Source organism: Lentzea sp. NPDC036949, from assembly GCF_055608075.1.
Map to the genome: position 1 here is coordinate 704,266 of NZ_JBVJRA010000001.1, position 19,665 is coordinate 723,930.

18 protein-coding genes are annotated in these 19,665 nt (G+C 69.9%); 9 read left to right on the forward strand and 9 right to left on the reverse strand.

Going from position 1 to position 19,665, the window contains the following annotated elements:
* Nucleotides 1-77 precede the first annotated feature (77 nt).
* A complete protein-coding gene (locus ACZ7CD_RS03620) occupies nt 78-980 on the forward strand; it encodes an ABC transporter ATP-binding protein (RefSeq protein ID WP_470369776.1) in 903 nt (300 codons plus the stop codon).
* On the opposite strand, the gene ACZ7CD_RS03625 is transcribed toward ACZ7CD_RS03620, so the two are convergent.
* Nucleotides 946-2,097 carry a S8 family serine peptidase gene (locus ACZ7CD_RS03625; RefSeq protein WP_458429878.1) on the reverse strand — a complete coding sequence of 384 codons (1,152 nt, stop codon included), beginning with the start codon at nt 2,095-2,097 and terminating at the stop codon, nt 946-948. The genes ACZ7CD_RS03620 and ACZ7CD_RS03625 overlap by 35 nt on opposite strands.
* Before the next feature lie 260 nt (nt 2,098-2,357).
* Between ACZ7CD_RS03625 and ACZ7CD_RS03630 the strand changes: the two genes are divergently transcribed.
* The 4 genes from ACZ7CD_RS03630 to ACZ7CD_RS03645 all read left to right on the forward strand — a co-directional run bounded on the left by ACZ7CD_RS03630 (nt 2,358) and on the right by ACZ7CD_RS03645 (nt 6,166).
* Nucleotides 2,358-2,762 carry a hypothetical protein gene (locus tag ACZ7CD_RS03630; protein ID WP_360393953.1) on the forward strand — a complete coding sequence of 135 codons (405 nt, stop codon included), beginning with the start codon at nt 2,358-2,360 and terminating at the stop codon, nt 2,760-2,762.
* 68 nt (nt 2,763-2,830) lie between these two features.
* Nucleotides 2,831-3,475: a tRNA (guanosine(46)-N7)-methyltransferase TrmB gene (trmB, locus tag ACZ7CD_RS03635; RefSeq protein ID WP_360394809.1), complete on the forward strand. Its 645-nt coding sequence runs from the start codon at nt 2,831-2,833 to the stop codon at nt 3,473-3,475.
* 132 nt (nt 3,476-3,607) lie between these two features.
* Complete coding sequence (locus ACZ7CD_RS03640; RefSeq protein ID WP_470369775.1) at nt 3,608-4,714, forward strand: nitric oxide synthase oxygenase; 1,107 nt, start codon at nt 3,608-3,610, stop codon at nt 4,712-4,714.
* A 294-nt stretch (nt 4,715-5,008) separates the two neighbouring features.
* Nucleotides 5,009-6,166, forward strand: a complete 1,158-nt coding sequence (locus ACZ7CD_RS03645; RefSeq protein ID WP_458429875.1) for a sensor histidine kinase — start codon at nt 5,009-5,011, stop codon at nt 6,164-6,166.
* 1 nt (nt 6,167) lies between these two features.
* On the opposite strand, the gene ACZ7CD_RS03650 is transcribed toward ACZ7CD_RS03645, so the two are convergent.
* The gene (locus ACZ7CD_RS03650; protein ID WP_360393946.1) at nt 6,168-6,299 is read right to left on the reverse strand and encodes a hypothetical protein; all 132 of its coding nucleotides are present in this window, start codon (nt 6,297-6,299) and stop codon (nt 6,168-6,170) included.
* A 295-nt stretch (nt 6,300-6,594) separates the two neighbouring features.
* Between ACZ7CD_RS03650 and ACZ7CD_RS03655 the strand changes: the two genes are divergently transcribed.
* On the forward strand, nt 6,595-7,902 hold the full coding sequence (locus ACZ7CD_RS03655; protein WP_470378264.1) for an amidohydrolase family protein: 1,308 nt from the start codon (nt 6,595-6,597) through the stop codon (nt 7,900-7,902).
* Between the two features lie 567 nt (nt 7,903-8,469).
* Here ACZ7CD_RS03655 and ACZ7CD_RS03660 read toward each other — a convergent pair.
* Nucleotides 8,470-9,147, reverse strand: a complete 678-nt coding sequence (locus tag ACZ7CD_RS03660) for an SDR family oxidoreductase (RefSeq protein WP_360393941.1) — start codon at nt 9,145-9,147, stop codon at nt 8,470-8,472.
* Nucleotides 9,148-9,159: 12 nt separating this feature from the next.
* Here ACZ7CD_RS03660 and ACZ7CD_RS03665 point away from each other — a divergent pair, with 12 nt between their 5' ends.
* Complete coding sequence (locus ACZ7CD_RS03665; protein ID WP_360393939.1) at nt 9,160-10,335, forward strand: MFS transporter; 1,176 nt, start codon at nt 9,160-9,162, stop codon at nt 10,333-10,335.
* Here the strand turns inward: ACZ7CD_RS03665 and ACZ7CD_RS03670 are convergent.
* The 4 genes from ACZ7CD_RS03670 to ACZ7CD_RS03685 form a co-directional block, all read right to left on the reverse strand.
* Entirely contained in the window at nt 10,308-10,847 is a 540-nt protein-coding gene (locus ACZ7CD_RS03670; protein WP_360393936.1) for a DUF3455 domain-containing protein, read from the reverse strand. The genes ACZ7CD_RS03665 and ACZ7CD_RS03670 overlap by 28 nt on opposite strands.
* A gap of 92 nt (nt 10,848-10,939) precedes the next feature.
* Nucleotides 10,940-13,042 (reverse strand): PhoX family protein, encoded by a 2,103-nt coding sequence (locus ACZ7CD_RS03675; protein ID WP_470378265.1) that lies wholly within the window; start codon nt 13,040-13,042, stop codon nt 10,940-10,942.
* Between the two features lie 129 nt (nt 13,043-13,171).
* The gene (locus ACZ7CD_RS03680; protein WP_360393930.1) at nt 13,172-15,220 is read right to left on the reverse strand and encodes a PhoX family protein; all 2,049 of its coding nucleotides are present in this window, start codon (nt 15,218-15,220) and stop codon (nt 13,172-13,174) included.
* Between the two features lie 57 nt (nt 15,221-15,277).
* Entirely contained in the window at nt 15,278-16,444 is a 1,167-nt protein-coding gene (locus tag ACZ7CD_RS03685) for an MFS transporter (RefSeq protein WP_360393928.1), read from the reverse strand.
* A gap of 64 nt (nt 16,445-16,508) precedes the next feature.
* Here ACZ7CD_RS03685 and ACZ7CD_RS03690 point away from each other — a divergent pair, with 64 nt between their 5' ends.
* Together ACZ7CD_RS03690 and ACZ7CD_RS03695 are read left to right on the forward strand one after the other, a co-directional pair.
* The gene (locus ACZ7CD_RS03690; RefSeq protein WP_360393925.1) at nt 16,509-17,135 is read left to right on the forward strand and encodes an HAD family hydrolase; all 627 of its coding nucleotides are present in this window, start codon (nt 16,509-16,511) and stop codon (nt 17,133-17,135) included.
* Nucleotides 17,136-17,218: 83 nt separating this feature from the next.
* Nucleotides 17,219-17,953, forward strand: coding sequence for an SDR family NAD(P)-dependent oxidoreductase (locus ACZ7CD_RS03695; RefSeq protein ID WP_360393918.1), 735 nt, complete (start codon nt 17,219-17,221; stop codon nt 17,951-17,953).
* 58 nt (nt 17,954-18,011) lie between these two features.
* Here the strand turns inward: ACZ7CD_RS03695 and ACZ7CD_RS03700 are convergent, their stop codons facing one another.
* Both ACZ7CD_RS03700 and ACZ7CD_RS03705 read right to left on the reverse strand, forming a co-directional pair.
* Nucleotides 18,012-19,094 carry an inositol-3-phosphate synthase gene (locus ACZ7CD_RS03700; protein WP_360393915.1) on the reverse strand — a complete coding sequence of 361 codons (1,083 nt, stop codon included), beginning with the start codon at nt 19,092-19,094 and terminating at the stop codon, nt 18,012-18,014.
* Between the two features lie 30 nt (nt 19,095-19,124).
* Nucleotides 19,125-19,661: a PadR family transcriptional regulator gene (locus ACZ7CD_RS03705; protein ID WP_360393912.1), complete on the reverse strand. Its 537-nt coding sequence runs from the start codon at nt 19,659-19,661 to the stop codon at nt 19,125-19,127.
* Nucleotides 19,662-19,665: the final 4 nt, after the last annotated feature.

Genomic DNA, 19,665 nt, shown 5'->3' on the forward strand with positions numbered 1-19,665 from the left:
AAGGGGGAGCGGGACGCAGGTCATCCGTCGGGGGCGACCTGCGTCCCGGTCAGTTCTTCCAGCGAACAGGAGAGGCCATGATCGAGGCAGTGCGGTTGCGCAAGCACTACGGCAGCACCAAGGCCGTCGACGACCTGTCGTTCACCGTCCGACCGGGCCGCGTGACCGGTTTCCTCGGACCGAACGGCGCGGGCAAGTCCACGACGATGCGGATGATCCTCGGCCTCGACACCCCCACCGGGGGCGACGTCACGATCGACGGCAAGCACTACGCCCAGCTCAAGCAGCCGCTGCGCAAGGTCGGCGCGCTGCTCGACGCGAAGTGGGTGCACCCCAACCGGTCCGCCCGCTCGCACCTGAAGTGGCTCGCGGTCTCCAACAAGATCCCGGTCAGCCGGGTCGGCGAGGTGCTGGAGGTCGTCGGCCTCACCGAGGTCGCGCACAAGAACGCGGGCGGCTTCTCGCTCGGCATGTCGCAGCGGCTCGGCATCGCGGGCGCGCTGCTCGGCGACCCCGAGGTGCTGCTGTTCGACGAGCCGGTCAACGGCCTGGACCCCGAGGGCATCCTGTGGATCCGGCAGTTCATGCACCGGCTCGCGGACGAGGGCCGCACGGTGTTCGTGTCGAGCCACCTGCTCTCGGAGATGGCGCAGACCGCGCAGGACCTCATCGTGATCGGCCGCGGCCGGCTGATCGCGCAGACCACCACCGAGCAGTTCATCGCCGACGCGACCCAGGACACCGTCCGGGTGCGGTCGCCGCACGCCGCGAAGCTGCGCGAGGTCCTCGCGGCGCACGCGACGGTCACCGACGACCCGGCGAGCGGAGCGCTGGTGGTGCAGGGCATCCCGGCGCAGCAGATCGGTGAGCTCGCCGCGGAGCACCAGGTCGTGCTGCACGAGCTCAGCCCTCAGCGCGGGTCGCTGGAGGACGCGTTCATGCAGCTCACCAAGGAGTCGGTGGAGTACCAGGCGCACTGACCCGTTCCGGCTGCGGGCGGCGGCGCGACCGGGCGGTGGGCAGCGCGATCAGCAACGCCGTGAGCAGCGCGACGCCGCCGGCGGTGCCGGCGACGAACGGCAGCCGGTCCTTCACGACGACCTGCTGCGCGACCCGTTCCTGCGCCACCGCGGCCGGCGCCGGGTCGGTCGACGGCGCGGGCGGCGGCAGCAGCGGGTTGCGCTCCACCGGCGGCAGCTGGGCCGCGACGGCGGCGGCCGGGTCGACCAGGCCGAAACCGGTCCGGTCGTCGCGGCCGGGCACGTCGACGTCCTTCGCGGTCCTGATCAGCGCGTTGACGACGTCCTTGGCCGCCATGTCCGGGTGCTTGGCCCGCACCAGCGCCGCGGCACCGGCCACGATCGCCGACGCCGCGCTCGTGCCGTCCATCTCGGCGTAGCCGCTGGAGTACACGCTCTCCGGCGCGGCGGTGACGATGCCCTCGGCGGGCGCGGCGAGCACGGTGCCCGCACCGACGTTGGAGGACTTCCACGGCTGACCGGTGCGGTTCGTGCCCGCGACCGCGATCACGCCGCCGATGTTCGCGGGCGCCGAGACCGCCTTGCCCTCGTTGCCGGTCGCGGCGACGAGGACGACGTCCTTCTCCACCGCGTAGTTCACGGCACGGACGAGGCCCGGCGTCGTCGAGCCGGTGAAGCCCAGCGACAGGTTGATCACCTTGGCGCCGTGGTCGGTGGCCCACCGGATGCTCTCGGCCACGACGTCGAGCGCGAACTGCGTCTTCTCCGCGCTCGCGACGGGGAGGACCTTCGCGCCGGGCGCGATGCCGAGGGCACCGCCGTTGCGACCGGTCCCCGCGATGATCGCGGCCATGGCGGTGCCGTGCCCGTCGGTGTCGGTGGTGCCGTCGGTGCCCTTGGAGCTGCCGAAACCGGTGCCCGGCAGGACGCGTCCGACCAGGTCCGGGTGCCTCGCGTCGACACCGGAGTCGATCACGCCGACGATCACGCCGTCGCCGCGGGTCTGGGCCTGCGCGCTGTAGACGTCGAGCGCGTCGAGGTGCCACTCCTGCTCCTCGATCGTCTGCGCGGCGAGCAGCAACGGCAGCACGACGGCGAGAGCGGGGAGCAGTGGCACGTCGGGTACATCGTGTTTCCGCTGCGCGGCGCAACGTGCCCGGGGTCACACTCAGCGTAATAGTGGTGTTAACAACCCGTGAAACACCACTATTCGGACATCCCTCACGTTTGAGTTGGCGTTCAATGGGGTTATCCCGAGGCCGGAGGTGGCCAGTGGTTCGTGTCGAAGCAATGCTCGGCCTCGAATGGGCTAGTGCGCTCGAGGCGCCCAACTCTCTTGATCTCGCTCTGTCCCCTGCAGACGCACGCAAGTCGTGGGTGAACAAGGGCGACGAAAACCAGGTCCTCGCGATGTACCGGTCCGTTCGAGACGTCGAGGACGCACCTGCACCCTGGTGGCTGCGCGCGCTCGACCGGGGCAGACTCCGGTCCCGCGCCGAGGGTCACGCCGTCGAGGACGCCGTCACCGAGCTCCTGTCGTCCCGCCCCGGCTGGGTGTACGTGCCGTGGGCCGACTTCGGCGAGGTCGGTTACTGGGAGTACGTCCCCTCCGAAACCGGTGTCTACGGTCCGGCGACACCCACCACCGTCCAGTTCACCGACTCCCACCGCGGCTGGATCCACCTGGTGCCGGCGCACCGGGGTCCCGGCCAGGCCCAGCCGATCGACTTCACCGTCGCCGACCTGCGTGCGCAAATCGAGGACATCGAGCTCATCGCCTAGGCTGTCCGGTCGTGACCAGGCCTGAGCACCACCGTTCCATCGTCAGCTTCGTGCAGCGCGGCGAGCGCATGACCGTGGGGCAGGAGCGTGCCTGGGACACCCATTGGGAGAAGCTCGGCCACGACGTGAAGACGCTGCCCGAGGGGCCGCTCGACTTCACGTCGTGGTTCGGTCGTCCCGCACCCGTCCTGCTGGAGATCGGTTCCGGCATGGGCGAGACCACCTCCCAGCTCGTGGCCGCCGCGCCCGAGCTGAACTACGTCGCCGTCGAGGTCTACAAGCCCGGTCTGGCCCAGCTGCTGCTGCGCGCCGAGCACCTGGGCGGGCTCGACAACCTGCGCGTGCTGCGCGGTGACGCCGTCGACCTGCTGACCGACCACGTGGCACCCGCGTCGTTGCACGGCGTGCGGATCTTCTTCCCGGACCCGTGGCCGAAGAAGAAGCACCACAAGCGCCGCCTGGTGCAGCCCGAGTTCGTGGCGCTGCTGGCCTCGCGGCTGGAGCCGGGTGGCGTGCTGCACCTCGCCACCGACTGGGAGAACTACGCGGAGCAGATGCTCGCGGTGTGCTCCGGCGAGCGGCTGCTGACGAACGTGTACGACGGCTGGGCGCCGCGGCCGGACTGGCGGCCGGTCACGAAGTTCGAGCAGCGGGCCGTGAACGAGGGGCGCGTGTCGCACGACCTGATGTTCAAGCGGAACGACCTCACCTGATCGAGGTCTCAAGCTGCGGCGTTCACCACTGCGGGTCCTGCTGTCACCCGATCAGGTGGCAGGTGTTGATCACCCGATGTGCCCCGAGTGGCAGTGACGCGTGAGGCCGTCGCGGAATTAGGTTCTCGCTCCGTGACCCCCGACGTCCTCCCCGTCGCGGAGGAGTTCGTCCGCATGTTCCACGCGGCGCACTCCGACGCAGGCTCGTTGTCCGCCCGCATCGCTCAGGTGCGCGCCGAGATCGCCGAGACCGGAACCTACCGCCACACCACCCACGAGCTCGCCTACGGCGCGCGGATCGCGTTGCGCGACTCCGGCTGGTGCACCTCCGGGGTGCCGTGGCGGCGGCTCAAGGTCCGCGACCTGCGCGGCTACCGCAACGCCGCCGCGGTGGCGGGCGAGTGCGTGGAACACCTGCGGCTGGCGACGAACGGCGGTGAGATCCGGCCGCTGGTGACCGTCTTCGCGCCGGACGCGCCCGGCTCGCCGGGGCCGGTGATCTGGAACGAGCAGCTGATCCGGTACGCCGGGTACGCCGACGGCACCGGCGACCGGCGCTACGCCCAGTTCACCGAGACCGCGCAGGGCATGGGGTGGCGGCCGCCGGCCCGCAGGTCGCGGTTCGACGTGCTGCCGCTGGTGGTGGAGACGCAGCACGAGGGGCCGCGGCTGTTCACGTTGCCGCCCGAGGTCGTGCACGAGGTGCCGCTGGAGCACCCGACGCTGCCGTGGTTCGGCGAGATGGGGCTGCGCTGGCACGCGGTGCCGGTGATCTCGAACATGCGGCTGTCGATCGGCGGCGTGCACTACCCGGCGGCGCCGTTCAACTCGTGGTTCGTCGGCGCGGAGATCGGCACCCGGTCACTGGCGGAGGAAGGCGCCTACGGGGTGGCGCGCGTGGTGGCGGAGGCGATGGGCCTCGACACCTCGTCCGAACGCACGCTGTGGCGGGACTTCGCGACCGTTCACCTGAACGCGGCAGTGCTGCACTCGTTCGACCAGGCGGCCGTCACGATCACGGACCACCACGCGGAGGCGCTGCACCGGCTCGCCTGGCTGCGCTCGCGCCAGCGCCCGTCCGCGGCCCGTCCGGCCTTCCGGCTGGACCCGGCTGCCGCGGCGCGCGCACGGACCGGTGCTCCGGCGCGCTTCACCGCCGCGGTGGACGAGACGCGTCCGCAGCCGACCAGCAGGCTGGCCGAGCTGCTGCGCCAGCAGAACTCCCTGACCAGCGTCTGACTTCCCCACCACACGCTGGTCGCGCACCTAGTGCTTGGAGTCGATCAGCACGCCCGACAGGGCCATGAGGGCAAGGACCAGCAGACCGACCACAGCGGCGGCCCAGGTGAACACGACTGACAACACGACGTCCTCCGTTCCCCGACTTCAGCTCCTCCAGAGTCCGTGACCGGGGCGTGATCCGGCATCCGCCGTGAGGGTATTTCCGCAGGTCGCCCACTCAGCCTTCTGGCTGATGGCGTCCCAGACCCCGGTCGGACGCGGGATCAGACCTCCGGCTTTACCGTGTACCGGGTGGAGAGCACGGATCTGAACTGGCGGTTGCTCGCCAAACGCCAGTGGCCGCTGGCGCTCTCGCTCACCGGCATCGTCATCGCCGAGACCGGCTCGATCACCACCGACCTCGGCTGGTGGCAGGTCCCCGGCGTGCTGGTCGTCTGCGCGATCGCGGTGCTCGCGCCGCGCCGGCCGTTCGACGCGGCGCTGGCGCTGGCCTTCGCGGTCGTCTGCACCGCCCTGTACCTGCGGTTCCTCGGTGTGGCGTTCGAGCCGCACTTCTTCGTCAGCGGCGTGAACATCTCGGTCACCGGTGCCGCGATGGCGACCATCGCGATCCTCGTGCGGGAAGGCTCCTCCTGGCGTGCGGTCGCGGGCACGCTGCTGGTCATCGCGGCGGTCATCACGGCGGAGGTGCTGGGGTGGCCGGTCGTGTCGGCCACCGAGTACCGCGAGTGGCGGCCGGACCCGACGTCGTACCTGTTCGGCGCCACCATCATGCTCGTCCTCGCGGTCGGCACCGGCCTGTACTTCCGCGCCCGCGACAACGAACGCGCATCCCAGCTGGCGGCGTCCGTCGCCGCCGCCCAGAACGCCGAGCGGATGGCGTTGGCGCGCGAGCTGCACGACGTGGTGGCGCACTACGTGACGGCGATCGTGGTGCACGCCCAGGCCGGGCAGGTGAACCGCGAGGTCGACGTGCTGCCGTCCATCGCCGCGTCCGGCGCGGAGGCGTTGACGGCGATGCGGCGCCTGGTCGGGACGATGCGGGACGGGACGTCCACCGGACCGGCCGCGTCCTCGTCGCTGGAGGACGACGTGCGCGCGCTGGCGGAGGAGTCGGAGCTGCCGGTGCGGCTGTCGTTCGACCTGCGGGACGCGGTGCCGCAGGAGCTCGCGCGGTCCGTGCTGCGGCTGGTGCAGGAGTCGTTGACCAACACCAGGAAGCACGCCGCCGCTGTGTCCTCAGTGGACGTGGAACTGTCCTCCGGCGACGGTGTGCTGCGGCTGGGCGTGGCGGACGACGGCGTCGCCTCCGGCGTTCCCGTCGGAGGGTCGGGCGGTTACGGGATCGTGGGGATGCGCGAGCGGGTGGAGCTGCTCGGCGGGACGTTCTCCGCAGGCCGACGCGAACCGACGGGGTGGACGGTCCGCGCCGAGCTGCCGATCAGCTAGCTCAGCTGTCGTCGCGGATGACGTCGAACTCCTGCGTCATCTCGACATCGGTGAGCTGGTCGTCGTTCTGTGGGTCGATGTCGGCCACTGATGCCTCCGCATGATCACGCCCGTACCCGTGCGAGGTGATCATGCCAACTCAGCGCCGGGTGGGCGGCTTGGGGGTGGCGGGCTTCTGTGCGCGCCGGAGGTCTCCACGGGACGTGCACGGCTTCTTCGACATGATCAAGTGACGCCGGGGCCGCACCCGCGGTTGCGCGGGATGCACAAAAGGCCCGTCGCGCGACGCGACGGGCCCCTTGGATGGGGTGAAGTTTTTGGTCGGGGCGGACCCTGGGGGTCGGCCCGCGCCCGACAGGGACGGGATTCCCCCACTTCGCCCACCTATGCATGTTTGTGATCGGCATCACAATGGCAGGATCCTCCGCATGTCACTGCGTCTGCACGCCCCCGTGGTCCTGCCCTGCGACCCGTCCTGCTCCGTCCTGCGCGACGCGGTCGTGGACGTGGTCGACGGCCGCATCACCCACGTGGGCCCGCTCTCGGACGCGCCCGCCTTCGACGGCGAGGTCCGTTCGTTGTCCGGCATCCTGATGCCCGGTCTGGTGAACACCCACGCGCACAGCCCGATGACGGTGCTGCGCGGTCTGGGCTCCGACCTGCCGCTGCTGCGCTGGCTGCAGGAGCAGATGTGGCCGAACGAGGCGCGGATGACGCCGGCGGACATCGGCACCGGCATGCTGCTGGGCGCCGTGGAGATGCTGCGGCACGGCGTGACGACCTCGGCCGAGATGTACTTCCACGGTCCCGAGCTGGTGTCGTCGGTGCTGGCGGCCGGCTCGCGGGTGGTGTTCGGCGGGGCGATCCTCGACGTGCCCGGCATGGACTGGAAGGCGCTGACCGGCGAGATCTCCGCCTGGATCGACGCCGACGGCCTGCGCTTCGGCCCCGGTGAGCGGGTCGAGCTGGCCTACGGGCCGCACTCCGCCTACACGCTGTCGGCCCCGCAGCTGACGGCGATCGCGCAGGAGGCACGGGCCCGCGGCGCGCTGTTCATGGTGCACGTGGCCGAGTCGCCGTTCGAGGACGAGGCCGCCCGCGCCGAGTTCGGTTCGGTGCCGGCGCTGCTGAAGGCCTCGGACGTGCTCGGCGGCCGCGTGCTGTCCGCGCACTCGGTCCACCTGTCCGACGACGACATCGCCCTGTACGCGTCGTTCGGCGTCGGCGTGGCCCACTGCCCCGCCTCGAACGCGAAGCTGGCCTCGGGCATCGCACGGGTCCGCGACCTGCTGACCGCCGGCGTGCACGTCGGCCTCGGCACCGACGGCCCCGCGTCGAGCGACGACCTCGACCTCCTCGCCGCGGCCCGCCTCGCCGCCCTCTTCGCCCGCGCCTCGGCCATGGACGCCACCGCACTCGGCGCCGCGCAGGCGCTGCTGATGGCCACCCGCGGCGGCGCCGACGCGTTGAGCCGCGACGACATCGGCGCACTGGAGACCGGCCGCTGGGCCGACGTCGTGCACGTCGACGCCGACGACCCCGCGTTCGCGACCGGGCTGGACGCGTCGGACGACCAACTGCTGGCGAACCTGGTCTGGGCGGCGGGCTCGCGCCGGGTCACGGACGTGTGGGTGGCGGGCGACCACGTCGTCACCGGTGGGGAGTCGACGCGGGTGGACCGGCAGGAGGCGCAGGCCGGCGTGACGGCGGTCGCGCAGCGACTCCGGAGCGCCTGACTTCATTCGCACTCTCTTCGGGCGCCTGAAGGCCATTTATGCAGCTAGATCCAGCGCTTGCGGAATGCGCTCCGATACATCACGAAAGGTTGACGGCAAGCCCCACCGAGTGATATGGTTTTGTCATCGCAAAGAGCGCGGATGCGTCCCATCGTATCCGCGCTCTTTGCTATCCCAAAAACAAGGAGATGTTATTGAACAAGAAAAGACACAAGCGCGGAAGACTGCCCTCGCCCAGGTCAGCGTCGAACTCCACCTCAGGTAGATGGTGGTGGGCGACAGGACTCGGGGGCGGCTTCGCCCATGGAGTCGGGCGCCGCATCTACGAGTGGCTGGAAGGCCTCTTTCTTTAGCCTGTTCCAACTGGGACAACAGTTGGAACAGGTCGGCCAACCACAGCCGGCGCAGCGTATCAACAAAAGCAACTATAGCAGAGCGAGGGCGCAGAGAAATCTCTTTGCGCCCTACTCGCATGCGCTTGATCAGTCGATCCTCAGTTGACGAACCAAGCTTTCTCACAGAGCGTCAGCCACTAGCCACAGGGTGTTGACAATCCTGTGGACAACTTCAGCGGGGCTGTGGACGGAGGACCAGCTCGGTGATGTGGGCGTCCGGCGTGGCCAGCACGGCCGACGCCACCGCCCGCCCCACCGAGGCCGCGTCCAGGTACTGGGTGGCGTCGTAGTCGCCGCCCTCCTGGCGCCGCACGCCCTGCTGCATCGGCGTGTCCGTGCGGCCGGGGAAGACCGAGGTCACGCGCAGTGCGGGCTCGTCGGCGCGCAGGGCGTCGGCGTAGGCGCGGAGTGCGAACTTCGAGGCCGCGTAGACGCCCCAGCCCGGGTTGACGCGCAGACCGGCGCCGGAGTTGATCAGCACGACCTGGCCGGAGGCTTCGCGGAGCCGGGGCAGCAGCAGCTGCGTCAGCGCGGCGACGGCGAAGACGTTGACCTCGAAGGTCTTGCGCCAGTCGTCCTCCGTGGCCTCGGCGAGCGGGCCGAGGACCGCCACGCCGGCGCTGTGGACCAGCACGTCCAGGCGGGGGAGCGCGCCGAGGTCGGCGGAGGCGGTGTTCGTCAGGTCGAACGGCCAGGCCTGCGCTCCTGGGAGCTCGGCGGCGAGCAGCGAGAGGGACGTTTCGTCGCGTCCGCCTAGCAACAGGTCGTGGGTCGGGGCCAGACTTCTGGCGATGGCCGAGCCGATTCCGCTGGAGGCCCCGGTGACGAGGGCGACCGGACGATCAGTCATGGGGGAACTGTAGTGCCGAAGAAGCTGATCCTGCCGTACCTGTGCCTGCTCTACTTCATCAACTACCTGGACCGGGTCAACATCGGGTTCGCGGGGCCGAACGGCATGTCGGAGGAGCTCCAGCTCACCGCGACGGTGTTCGGGTTCGCCTCCGGCGTGTTCTTCCTCGGCTACCTGCTGCTGGAGGTGCCCAGCAACCTGGCGCTGCACCGGTTCGGCGCCCGCAGGTGGATCGCGCGGATCATGATCAGCTGGGGTGTGCTGGCGAGCGCGATGGCGTTCGTGCCCAACGGGACCGTGCTGATCGTGCTGCGGTTCCTGCTGGGTGTGGCGGAGGCCGGGTTCTTCCCCGGGATCATCCTGTACCTGACGTACTGGTACCCGCAGGAGGACCGGGCGAAGGTCGTCGCGATGTTCATGGTCGCGGTGCCGATCTCGACGGCGCTGGGCGCCACGCTCAGCGGGCTGCTGATCCAGTGGACGGACTGGCGCACGATGTTCCTGGTCGAGGGGCTGCCCGCCATCGCGCTGGCGTTCGTCACCTGGTTCTGGCTGCCGGACAAGCCGGAGGAGGCCGTCGAGCAGCCCGCGGAGGAGCACTGGCCGCTGCGCAAGGCGCTCACGCACCCGCGAATCCTGGCGTTGAGCTTCGTGTACTTCGGCATCGTGTACGGCCTGTACACGCTGGGGTTCTTCCTGCCGACGATCATCAAGGGCCTCGCGCCGGGTGCGGGCGTCGTCGAACGCGGGCTGATCAACGCCATCCCGTACGTCCTCGGCGCGGTCGCCATGGTCCTGTGGGCCAGGCACGGCGACCGCACCGGGGAGCGGAAGTGGCACGTCGCCGCGCCGATGCTGCTCGGTGGCGCGGCGATCCCCGTGGCGCTGCACCTGGAGCACCCCGTCGCGGCGATGGTGGCGGTCTCGGTGTGCGCCATCGGCGTCTGCGCCGCCCTGCCCACGTTCTGGGCGCTGCCCACGAGCTTCCTGGGCGGCACGGCGGCGGCCGGCGGGATCGCGTTGATCAACTCGCTGGGCAACGTGAGCGGGTTCGCCGCGCCCTACGTCACCGGGTGGCTGCGCGACCTCACCGGGACGCAGAAGACCGGCCTGTGGGTCGTCGGCATCACGATGGTCAGCGCAGCGGTGGTGGCGCTGGTTCAGCGGGCGGGCACGGAGAAGGTGTAGAGCGCCTCGTAGTGCACGGACGTCTGGGCGCCCTCGGTGCAGCCGCCCGCGGGTGCGACGCCGCCCTTGGTGGCGAGCCGCTGCACGTAGCTGACGCCGGAGAACACGCCGGTGCCCCTGGTGGACTTGGCCTGCAGCAACAGTTCGGGAACAGCGCCCTGCACCTCGTTGCGGGCACCGTCGACCGGGGCGGCCTCGACCGCGCTGCCGTCCACGGTGGACACCCAGATCGGGCCGCGGCTGTGCAGGCCCACGGCCCGGCCGAGCCGGTCGGCCAGGGTGGCGGCGGGTTCCAGGCCCTTCCACGCACCTGCCGTGCAGCTGTAGGTCTGCACGCCCTTGGCGTAGAACTTGGCGGCGAGCCGGTGACCGGGCGGGACCTGGACCGCGGGTGCGGTCCGCACGGCGGAGTCACCGAGGAGGTCCGGGGTCGGCGCGGCGGTGGAGCCCACGCCTCCCGCGAGGATGCCCAGGAGGGTCGACGAGACCAGGACCAAGCCAGCACGTTTCATCACACCGTGGGCTACGGGCCGGTTCAGTACCGTCTCAGCCGGTGGCACGGCCACCCGTCACGGGACGGGTGGCCGCACCGGTCGGCCTCGGGTCAGTCGCAGATCTTGCGACGGTCCTTGCGCCACACCACCGCGACGGACGGACGCGGCTGGGACGTGCCGCCGTCCGGCCAGTGCGACAGCGGGTTGTTCGCCGACGCCCCGTCGATCTCACCGGGGTGCTGCACCGACACCAGGACGAAGTCCTCGGTGATGACCGGGCCGCACGTCTCCGCACCCCGCGGCACGGTGAGGAACTGCTTCACCTGACCGCGGCGCTTGCCCTCGACCGGCACCGCGAACAGGCCGTCGTTGGAGCCCAGCGCGTTGCCGTCCGTGGAGATCCACAGGTTGCCGTGCGTGTCGAACGCGACGTTGTCCGGGCAGGAGATCGCGCTGACCTGGGACTTGTCGAACCCGCCGAAGTACGTGCCGGGGTCGTTGGGGTCACCGCAGACCAGCAGCAGCTTCCACGAGAACGTGGTCGCCGTGTTGTCGCTGCGGCGCTCCTCGATCTCCAGCACGTGGCCGTGCTTGTTGCCGTTGCGCGGGTTGATCTCGGTCGGGCCCTCCTTGCCGGCCTTGCCGCGGTCGGTGTTGTTGGTGAGCGCGGCGTAGATCCGGCGGTTGTGCGTCGAGGGCTCGACGTCCTCCGGGCGGTCCATCTTCGTGGCGCCCACCTTGTCGGCGGCCAGGCGCGTGAAGACGTAGACCTCCTCGGCGGTGAAGCCGGGCACGAACGACCTGTCGTTGTGCGCCAGCGGGATCCACTCGCCGGTGCCGTCGAACTCGCCGTCTGCGGGGAGCTTGCCGGTGCCGTCGATCTCGGCGGCCGGGCTGTCGCCGGAGAAGCGCGCGACGTAGAGCGTTCCCTTGTCCAGCAACTGCTTGTTGTGCTCGCGGGCGCGCTTCGACTGGCCCTTCTGCATCTTCTCGTCGGAGACGAACTTGTACATGTAGTCGAAGCGCTCGTCGTCGCCCATGTACGCGACCACGCGGCCGTCCTTGGCGACGATGACGTTCGCGCCCTCGTGCTTGAAGCGGCCGAGCGCGGTGTGCTTGACCGGCGTCGAGTTCTTGTCCAGCGGGTCGATCTCGACGATCCAGCCGAAGCGGTTGGCCTCGTTGGGTTCCTGGGCCAGGTCGAAGCGCTTGTCGAAGCGCTCCCACTGGCGCAGGGTCGCGCCGCCGCTGATGCCGTAGCGGGCGAACTTGGCCTTCGCGTCCGGGTCGGTCACGGTGCCGCCGTTGGCGAAGTACTGGTTGAAGTTCTCCTCGCCGGACAGGATCGTGCCCCACGGCGTGACGCCACCGGCGCAGTTGTTCTGCGTGCCCAGCACCCTGCGGCCGGTCGGGTCGGCGGAGGTCCTCAGGTGCTTCGAGCCGGCGGCCGGGCCCTTCACCTCGAACGGCGTGGTGAGGGTGATGCGGCGGTTGTACTTCTTCTTGTCGTCCGGGCAGACGAAGAGCCGGCCGGTGCGCGGGTCGCGGTCGACCATCACGACCGACAGGCCGTGCGCGGCCCACGCGATCTTGGCGTGCTTCTCGGTGATCGTCGTGGACGACCAGTCCTTGAACATGAACGACTCGGTCGTGTACTCGTGGTTGCTCACCATGAGCCAGCTGTTGGGGTCGCCCGGCACCGGGACGAGGCCGCAGAAGTCGTTGTTGAAGCCGAACTGCTTGGCCTGCGCCTCCGGCGTCTGGTTGTCGAAGTCGAACTTCGGCGCGTCGTCCAGCACCGCGTCACCCCAGCGGATGACGACGTCCTGCTGGAACCCCTGCGGAACGCTGAGCTGGTCGAGGGTGTTGGGCGCCACCGGCTCGAAGTTGAGGCCGCCGGGGTCCTTGCCACCGCCGTGGCCGCGGCCGAGGGCCTCGGCGCCGGTGTGCGCCGGGGCAGCGGCGGCCGCACCGGAGAACGCCAGCGCGCCGGCACCGGCGGCGGCGACGACCGCACCCGCCTTCAGCATGCCGCGGCGGCTCACGACCTCCTTGACGACGTCGCCGAAGTAGGCGTTGCGCGACGAGTTGGGCGCCTCGTGCGCACACGCGTTGCCGCAGCGGAACTCGCAGGTGACGGCCTGACGCCCGAGCGGGTGGTTCGTCGGGAGCAGGGGCAGCAGGCGGCGGCCCCGATCGGTGGGTGAGGACACGCAGGCCTCCGAGATCGGTCAGTGTGGGAACTGGCCGAACCTAAGAGCCCAACGAGATCGCCCGCCGTCCAGCAGGTGAACGGCAGGCGAACTCGTACTACTCCCGAAAGACCACGGCACGCAGGGTGATCAGCCGATCTCACCGAGCTGACGACGGCCCTTGCGCCACACAGCGACGACCGACGGGCGCGGCCGGCTCGTACCGCGGTCCGGCCAGTTCGAGACGGGCTTGTCGGCGCTCGCGCCGTCCACCTCACCGGGGTGCTGCACGCACACGGTGATGACCCGCTCGCCGATCACCGGGCCGCACGTCTCGGCGCCGCGCGGGACCGTGAGGAACAGCTTGAGGTGACCGCGTTCCGGACCCTCCAGCGGCACGCCGTAGAGGCCGTCGTTCAGCCCGTTGAGCTTGCCGTCGGCGTCCGTGGAGATCCACAGGTTGCCGAAGCGGTCGAACGCCACGTTGTCCGGACTGGAGATCGGGCTGACCTGGGACTTGTCGTACCCGCCGAAGTACGTGTTCGGGTCCTCGGGGAAGCCGCAGACCAGGAACAGGTCCCAGTCGAACGTCAGCGCGAGCGCGTCGCCCTTGCGCTCGGTCAGCTCCAGCACCTGCCCGTGCCGGTTGTTCACGCGCGGGTTCGGCTCGGTCGCGCCCTCCCTGCCGGGGGTGACGCCGCGTTCGACGTTGTTGCTGAGCGCGCAGTAGACGGTGCCGGTGCGCGGGTGGCATTCGATGTCCTCGGGGCGGTCCATCTTCGTCGCGCCGACCTTGTCCGCCGCGATGCGCGTGAAGACGTACACCTCCTCGGCGGTCATGCCCGGCACGAACGACCTGGTGCCCGCGGCCAGCGGAATCCACTCGCCGGTGCCGTCGAACCTGCCGTCGCTGGGCAGCTTGCCGGTGCCGTCGATCTCCGAGACCGGGCTGTCGCCGGTGAACCGCGCGACGTAGAGCGTGCCGTCGTCGAGCAGCGTCATGTTGTGCCGGCGCGCGGCCTTGCTCTTGCCGGGCTTCATCTTCCCGGTGGAGACGAACTTGTAGATGTACTCGAACCGCTCGTCGTCACCGGAGTACGCGACCACGCGGCCGTCCTCGGCGACGCGGATGTTCGCGGTCTCGTGCTTGAAGCGGCCGAGGTGCGTGTGCTTGACCGGCGTCGAGTCCGGGTCGTGCGGGTCGAGCTCGATGACCCAGCCGAACCTGTTGACCTCGTTGGGTTCCTGCGCGAGGTCCCAGCGCTTGTCGAAGCGCTCCCACTTGCGCGTGGTCGCCGTGCCGGTGACGCCGTAGCGGCTCAGCCGCGGGTCGTTGCGGGTGGCGGCGTTGGCGAAGTACTGGTTGAAGTTCTCCTCGCCGGACAGGATCGTGCCCCACGGCGTGACGCCTCCGGAGCAGTTGTTGATCGTGCCGAGGACCTTCCTGCCGGTGGGGTCGGCGGAGGTCTTCAACAGGTCGCTGCCGGCGACCGGGCCGCGCACCTCGAACGGCGTGTTGAGGGTGATGCGGCGGTTGTACCTGCTGAACCGCGGCCGGTAGTGGCCGGAGAAGTACGACCGCTTGATCATGAACACCGACAGGCCGTGCGCGGCCCAGGCGATCTTGACCTGCTCCTCGGTGGGGTTGTTCGGGTCGTAGCCGCGGAACATGAACGGCTCGCTGGTGTACTCGTGGTTCGTGACCATGATCCCGCTCAGCTCCAGCGGGTCCAGCGGCAGGATCGCGGCGAAGTCGCAGTTGAAGCCGAACTGCTTCTCCTGCTTCGCGGCGGTCTGGTCGTCGAAGTCGAAGTCGGGGACGCCGGGGAACAGCGGGTCGCCCCAGCGGATCACGACCGCCTGCTCGTACCCCTCCGGGACGACGACCTCGTCCTTGGTGTTGACCTCGACCGGCGTGAAGTCGAGGCCCCTGGGCGGGCGGTGTCCCTGCGCCTCGGGCTGGGCGGCGGTGGTGACAACGTCGTCAGCGGCGGCGGCAGCGGTCGCGGGCAGTGCGACCGTCGCGGCGGCGGCGACCACGGCACCGGCCCTGAGGGCGGTGCGGCGGCTGACGAGGTCGCCGAAGTAGGGGTTGCCGGAGGTGTTCGGGACGTCGTGGAAGCACGCGTCCCCGCAGCGGTACTCGCATGTCACCGCTGCTCTGCCGATCCGGTGGTTGACGAGCGGCAGAGGGATCATGGTGGGGGCCTCCTACGGTCGGTTCGGGAACCGCGACCGACCGTAGTTCACCCTTCGTTAACCGACTAGCTGCTCACCGGCAATCACGACTTCCGTCGGTACCTCGTGCGTGTCCGTGCGGTTGAACGCCAGCAGCACCGCCGCGCCTGCGCACAGCACCGCCGCGACGACGAACGGCTGCGCGAGGTGGCTGACGAACGTCGCCGCCAGCGCGCCACCGAGCCAGCGCAGGAAGTTGTACCCGGCGCTCGCCACCGGCCGCGGCGCGTCGCTGACGCTCATCGCGGCACCGGTGAACAGCGTGTTCAGCAGCCCGCTGACGACACCGCTGACGATCACGGCGACCACCAGCAGCGGCTTGCTCGGCACCGCCATCAGCAGCATCAGCGCGGCGAACGCGAGCACCGACCCGATGACCGCGCTCTTCTCACCGAAGCGGTCCGCGAGCCGCGGCGCGAGGAAGACGCTGGAGACGGCGACGCACACGCCCCAGCCGAAGAAGATGAGCCCGATCTCGACGGCACCCCACTGCAGCACGAACGGCGACCACGCCAGGACCGTGAAGAACGCGGCCGTGTAGAGCGCCGCGCCGATGGAGGTGCGCAGCAGAACGGGGTGCCGCAGCGCCTTGAGCGGGTCGAGCACGCCGATCTTCTGGCGTTCGTGGTGCGCGTCCCGAGCCAGGAACGTTGCACAAAGGACCAGTGCGACGGCCATGAGGACGGCGGTGCCGAGGAACGGCCCGCGCCACGAGAAGCTGCCGAGCAACGCCCCGAGCAGCGGCCCGACGCTCAAACCGAGCCCGAGCGCGGCCTCGTAGAGCAGGATCGCCCCCTTCTGCCCGCCGCTGGCCGCACCGACGATGACGCTGAGCGCGGTCGCGATGAAGAACGCGTTGCCGAGCCCCCAGACCGCGCGGAGACCGACGAGCTGACCGATGCTCCCCGCCGCCGAACACGCCAGCGTGGCGACCACGATCAGCGCGAGCCCGCCGACGAGCGTGCGCTTGGCCCCGAACCGCGCCGTCGCCGCGCCCGTGAAGAGCATCGCCACGACCTGCACGCCGAGGTAGGAGGAGAAGAGGAGGGTGACCTGCGACGGTGTTGCGTGCAGACCCTCTGCGATGGACAACAGGATCGGGTCCACGAGCCCGATCCCCATGAAGGCGATCACGGCTGCGAAAGCAGTGATCCACACCTGTTTGGGCTGAGCCTTGAAATTCACTTAGCTACCCTAACAGATTTACTTAGCATAGCGAAGTACAACGCGTCACAGTACGGTTCTAGTCGTGGAAGCGGTGATCTTCGACCTCGACGGCGTGCTGATCGACTCCGAGCAGGTGTGGGACGAGGTGCGCCGGGCATTCGCGGCGGCGCACGGCGGCACGTGGACCGCCGAGGCGACCAGGGCGATGCAGGGCATGTCGACACCCGAGTGGGGCGCCTACCTGGTGTCGCTGGGCGTCCGGCTGTCGGCGGACGAGGCCTCCGCCGGGGTGATCGCGGAGATGGAGAAGGCCTACGCGGCGCACCTGCCGGTGATCCCCGGCGCCGTGGACGCGGTCCGCTCGGTGGCGTCCCGTTTCCCGGTGGCGATCGCCTCGTCCGCGCCGGCCGTGCTGATCAGGGTGTTCCTGGACGTGACCGGGTTGCCGGTGCCCGTGGCGGTGTCGTCGGAGTCCTGCGCCGCCGGGAAGCCGTCGCCGGACGTGTACCTGCTGGCGGCTTCGCGGTTGGGCGTCGACCCGGCTCGTTGCTATGCCGTGGAGGACTCGACGAACGGGTTGAAGGCCGCGCTGGCGGCCGGGATGACCGTGCTGGCCGTGCCGAACCCGCACTTCCCGCCTGCGGAGGACGTGCTGGCCCAGGTGACGGTGCTGGAGTCGATCTCCGACCTGCCGGACGCGCTCGCGTAACCGGCCGCGAAGACTGGTGCTGAGCACCAGACCACAGTGCGCACATCTCCCGCCGCGCCCGCGCGGTGCCTAGCCTCGCGCTCATGACGCAACGAGTGGCTGTGGTGACCGGCACGGCGCAGGGCATGGGCCGGAGCATCGCCGAGGTGCTGCGCGCGGACGGGTTCACCGTCGTCGGGTTCGACCTGCGGGAGAGCGAGGGCGGGATCGTCGGCAACGTCGCCGACGCCCAGGACGTGCAGCGCCTCACCGAGCACGTCACGAGCACCTACGGGCGGGTGGACGTGCTGGTCAACAACGCGGGGATCGCCGGCATCGTGCCGTTCGAGGACACCACGCTGGAGCAGTGGCAGCAGATCATGGCGGTCAACCTGACCGGACCGTTCCTGCTCACGCAGGCGCTGGGCAAGGTGATGCTCGCGCAGCGCAGCGGCAGTGTCGTCAACATCGCGTCCGTCGCCGGGTTGCAGGGGGTGGCGGACCGGGCGGCGTACAACACGACGAAGCACGGGTTGATCGGGTTGACGCGCACGCTCGCCGTCGAGTGGGGCGGGCGGGGGATCAGGGTCAACGCGGTGTGCCCCGGCTGGGTCAAGACGGAGATGGACGTCGAGTCGCAGGCCGGCGGGTACTACGTGGACGACGACATCACGGACCACGTGCCGATGGGGCGGTTCGCGGCGCCGGACGACATCGCGCAGGCCGTGCGGTTCCTCGCGGGTGACGGCTCGAAGTACGTCAACGGGGTGGCGTTGCCGGTGGACGGCGGGTGGACCGCGGACGGCACCTGGCAGAGGCTGCGCCTCTCGAAGCGCTGAACGGCGTCTGCAAGTACCACCAACACCCGTGTTGGTGGTACTTGCAGACGACCGGACATCACTCGCCGCGGATGAAGGCCTCGACGGCCGCGTGGGCCTCGGAGTCCGAGTACTGCACGGGCGGGGACTTCATGAAGTACGACGACGCCGAGAGGATCGGGCCGCCGACACCGCGGTCCAGGGCGATCTTCGCGGCGCGCACGGCGTCGATGATGATGCCCGCGGAGTTCGGGGAGTCCCAGACCTCCAGCTTGTACTCCAGGTTCAGCGGCACGTCGCCGAACGCGCGGCCTTCGAGGCGCACGTACGCCCACTTGCGGTCGTCGAGCCACGCCACGTAGTCGGACGGGCCGATGTGGACGTTGTCCTTGCCGATGTCGCGGGACAGCTGCGAGGTGACGGACTGGGTCTTGGAGACCTTCTTGGACTCCAGGCGCTCCAGCTCCTTCATGTTGAGGAAGTCCATGTTGCCGCCCACGTTCAGCTGCATGGTGCGGTCGAGCTGGACGCCGCGGTCCTCGAAGAGCTTGGCCAGCACGCGGTGCGTGATGGTGGCGCCGACCTGCGACTTGATGTCGTCACCCACGATCGGCACGCCGGCCGCGCGGAACTTCTCGGCCCACTCCGGGTCCGAGGCGATGAACACCGGCAGGGCGTTGACGAACGCCACACCCGCGTCGATCGCGCACTGGGCGTAGAAGCGGTCGGCCTCCTCCGAGCCCACGGGCAGGTACGAGACCAGCACGTCGACCTCGGCCTCGCGCAGCGCCGCGACCACGTCGACCGGCTCGGAGTCGGACTCCTCGATCGTCTCGCGGTAGAAGCGGCCGAGACCGTCGAACGTGTGCCCGCGCTGCACGACCACGCCCAGCGGCGGCACGTCCGCGATCTTGATCGTGTTGTTCTGGCTGGCCACGATCGCCTCGGCCAGGTCGACACCGACCTTCTTCGCGTCGACGTCGAACGCGGCGACGAACTCGACGTCGCGCACGTGGTAGTCGCCGAACTGCACGTGCATCAGGCCGGGCACGCGGGTGCTCGGGTCGGCGTCCCGGTAGTAGTGGACGCCCTGCACCAGCGACGCCGCGCAGTTGCCAACCCCGACGATGGCCACGCGAACGGTGCGGCGATTTCCGCCCATTGCCCAGTCCTCCTTGATCAACGGTGAGTACTACTCGTCCTGCTCGGACTGTTCGTGCGCGATGAGCTCGTTGAGCCACCGCACCTCGCGCTCCGTGCCCTCCAGGCCCAGCCGGTGCAGCTCACGGGTGTAGCGGTCGATCTGCTCACCCGTGCGCGTGAGCCGCTCCCGCAGCCCCTCCCTGCGTTCCTCGACACACCGCCGCCGGCCTTCCAGGATCCGGATCCTGACGTCGGCCGGCGTCCGCGAGAAGAACGCCAGGTGCACGCCGAACGAGTCGTCGTCCCAGGTCTGCGGACCCGCGTTGACGAGCATGTCGGCGAACCTCTCCTTGCCTTCCGGAGTGAGCTTGTAGACCTTGCGCGCCCGACGTCCCCAAGCAAGGGCCGACTCCTCCGGCCCTTCCTCCACGATCAGGCCCGCACGCTGGAGTCGCCGCAGTGTTGGGTACAGCGATCCGTAGGAGAACGCGCGAAACGCTCCGAGCAGGTCGTGCAAGCGCTTGCGCAGCTCGTAGCCGTGCATGGGCGCCTCGTGCAGCAGGCCGAGCAGCGCGAACTCGAACACGAGT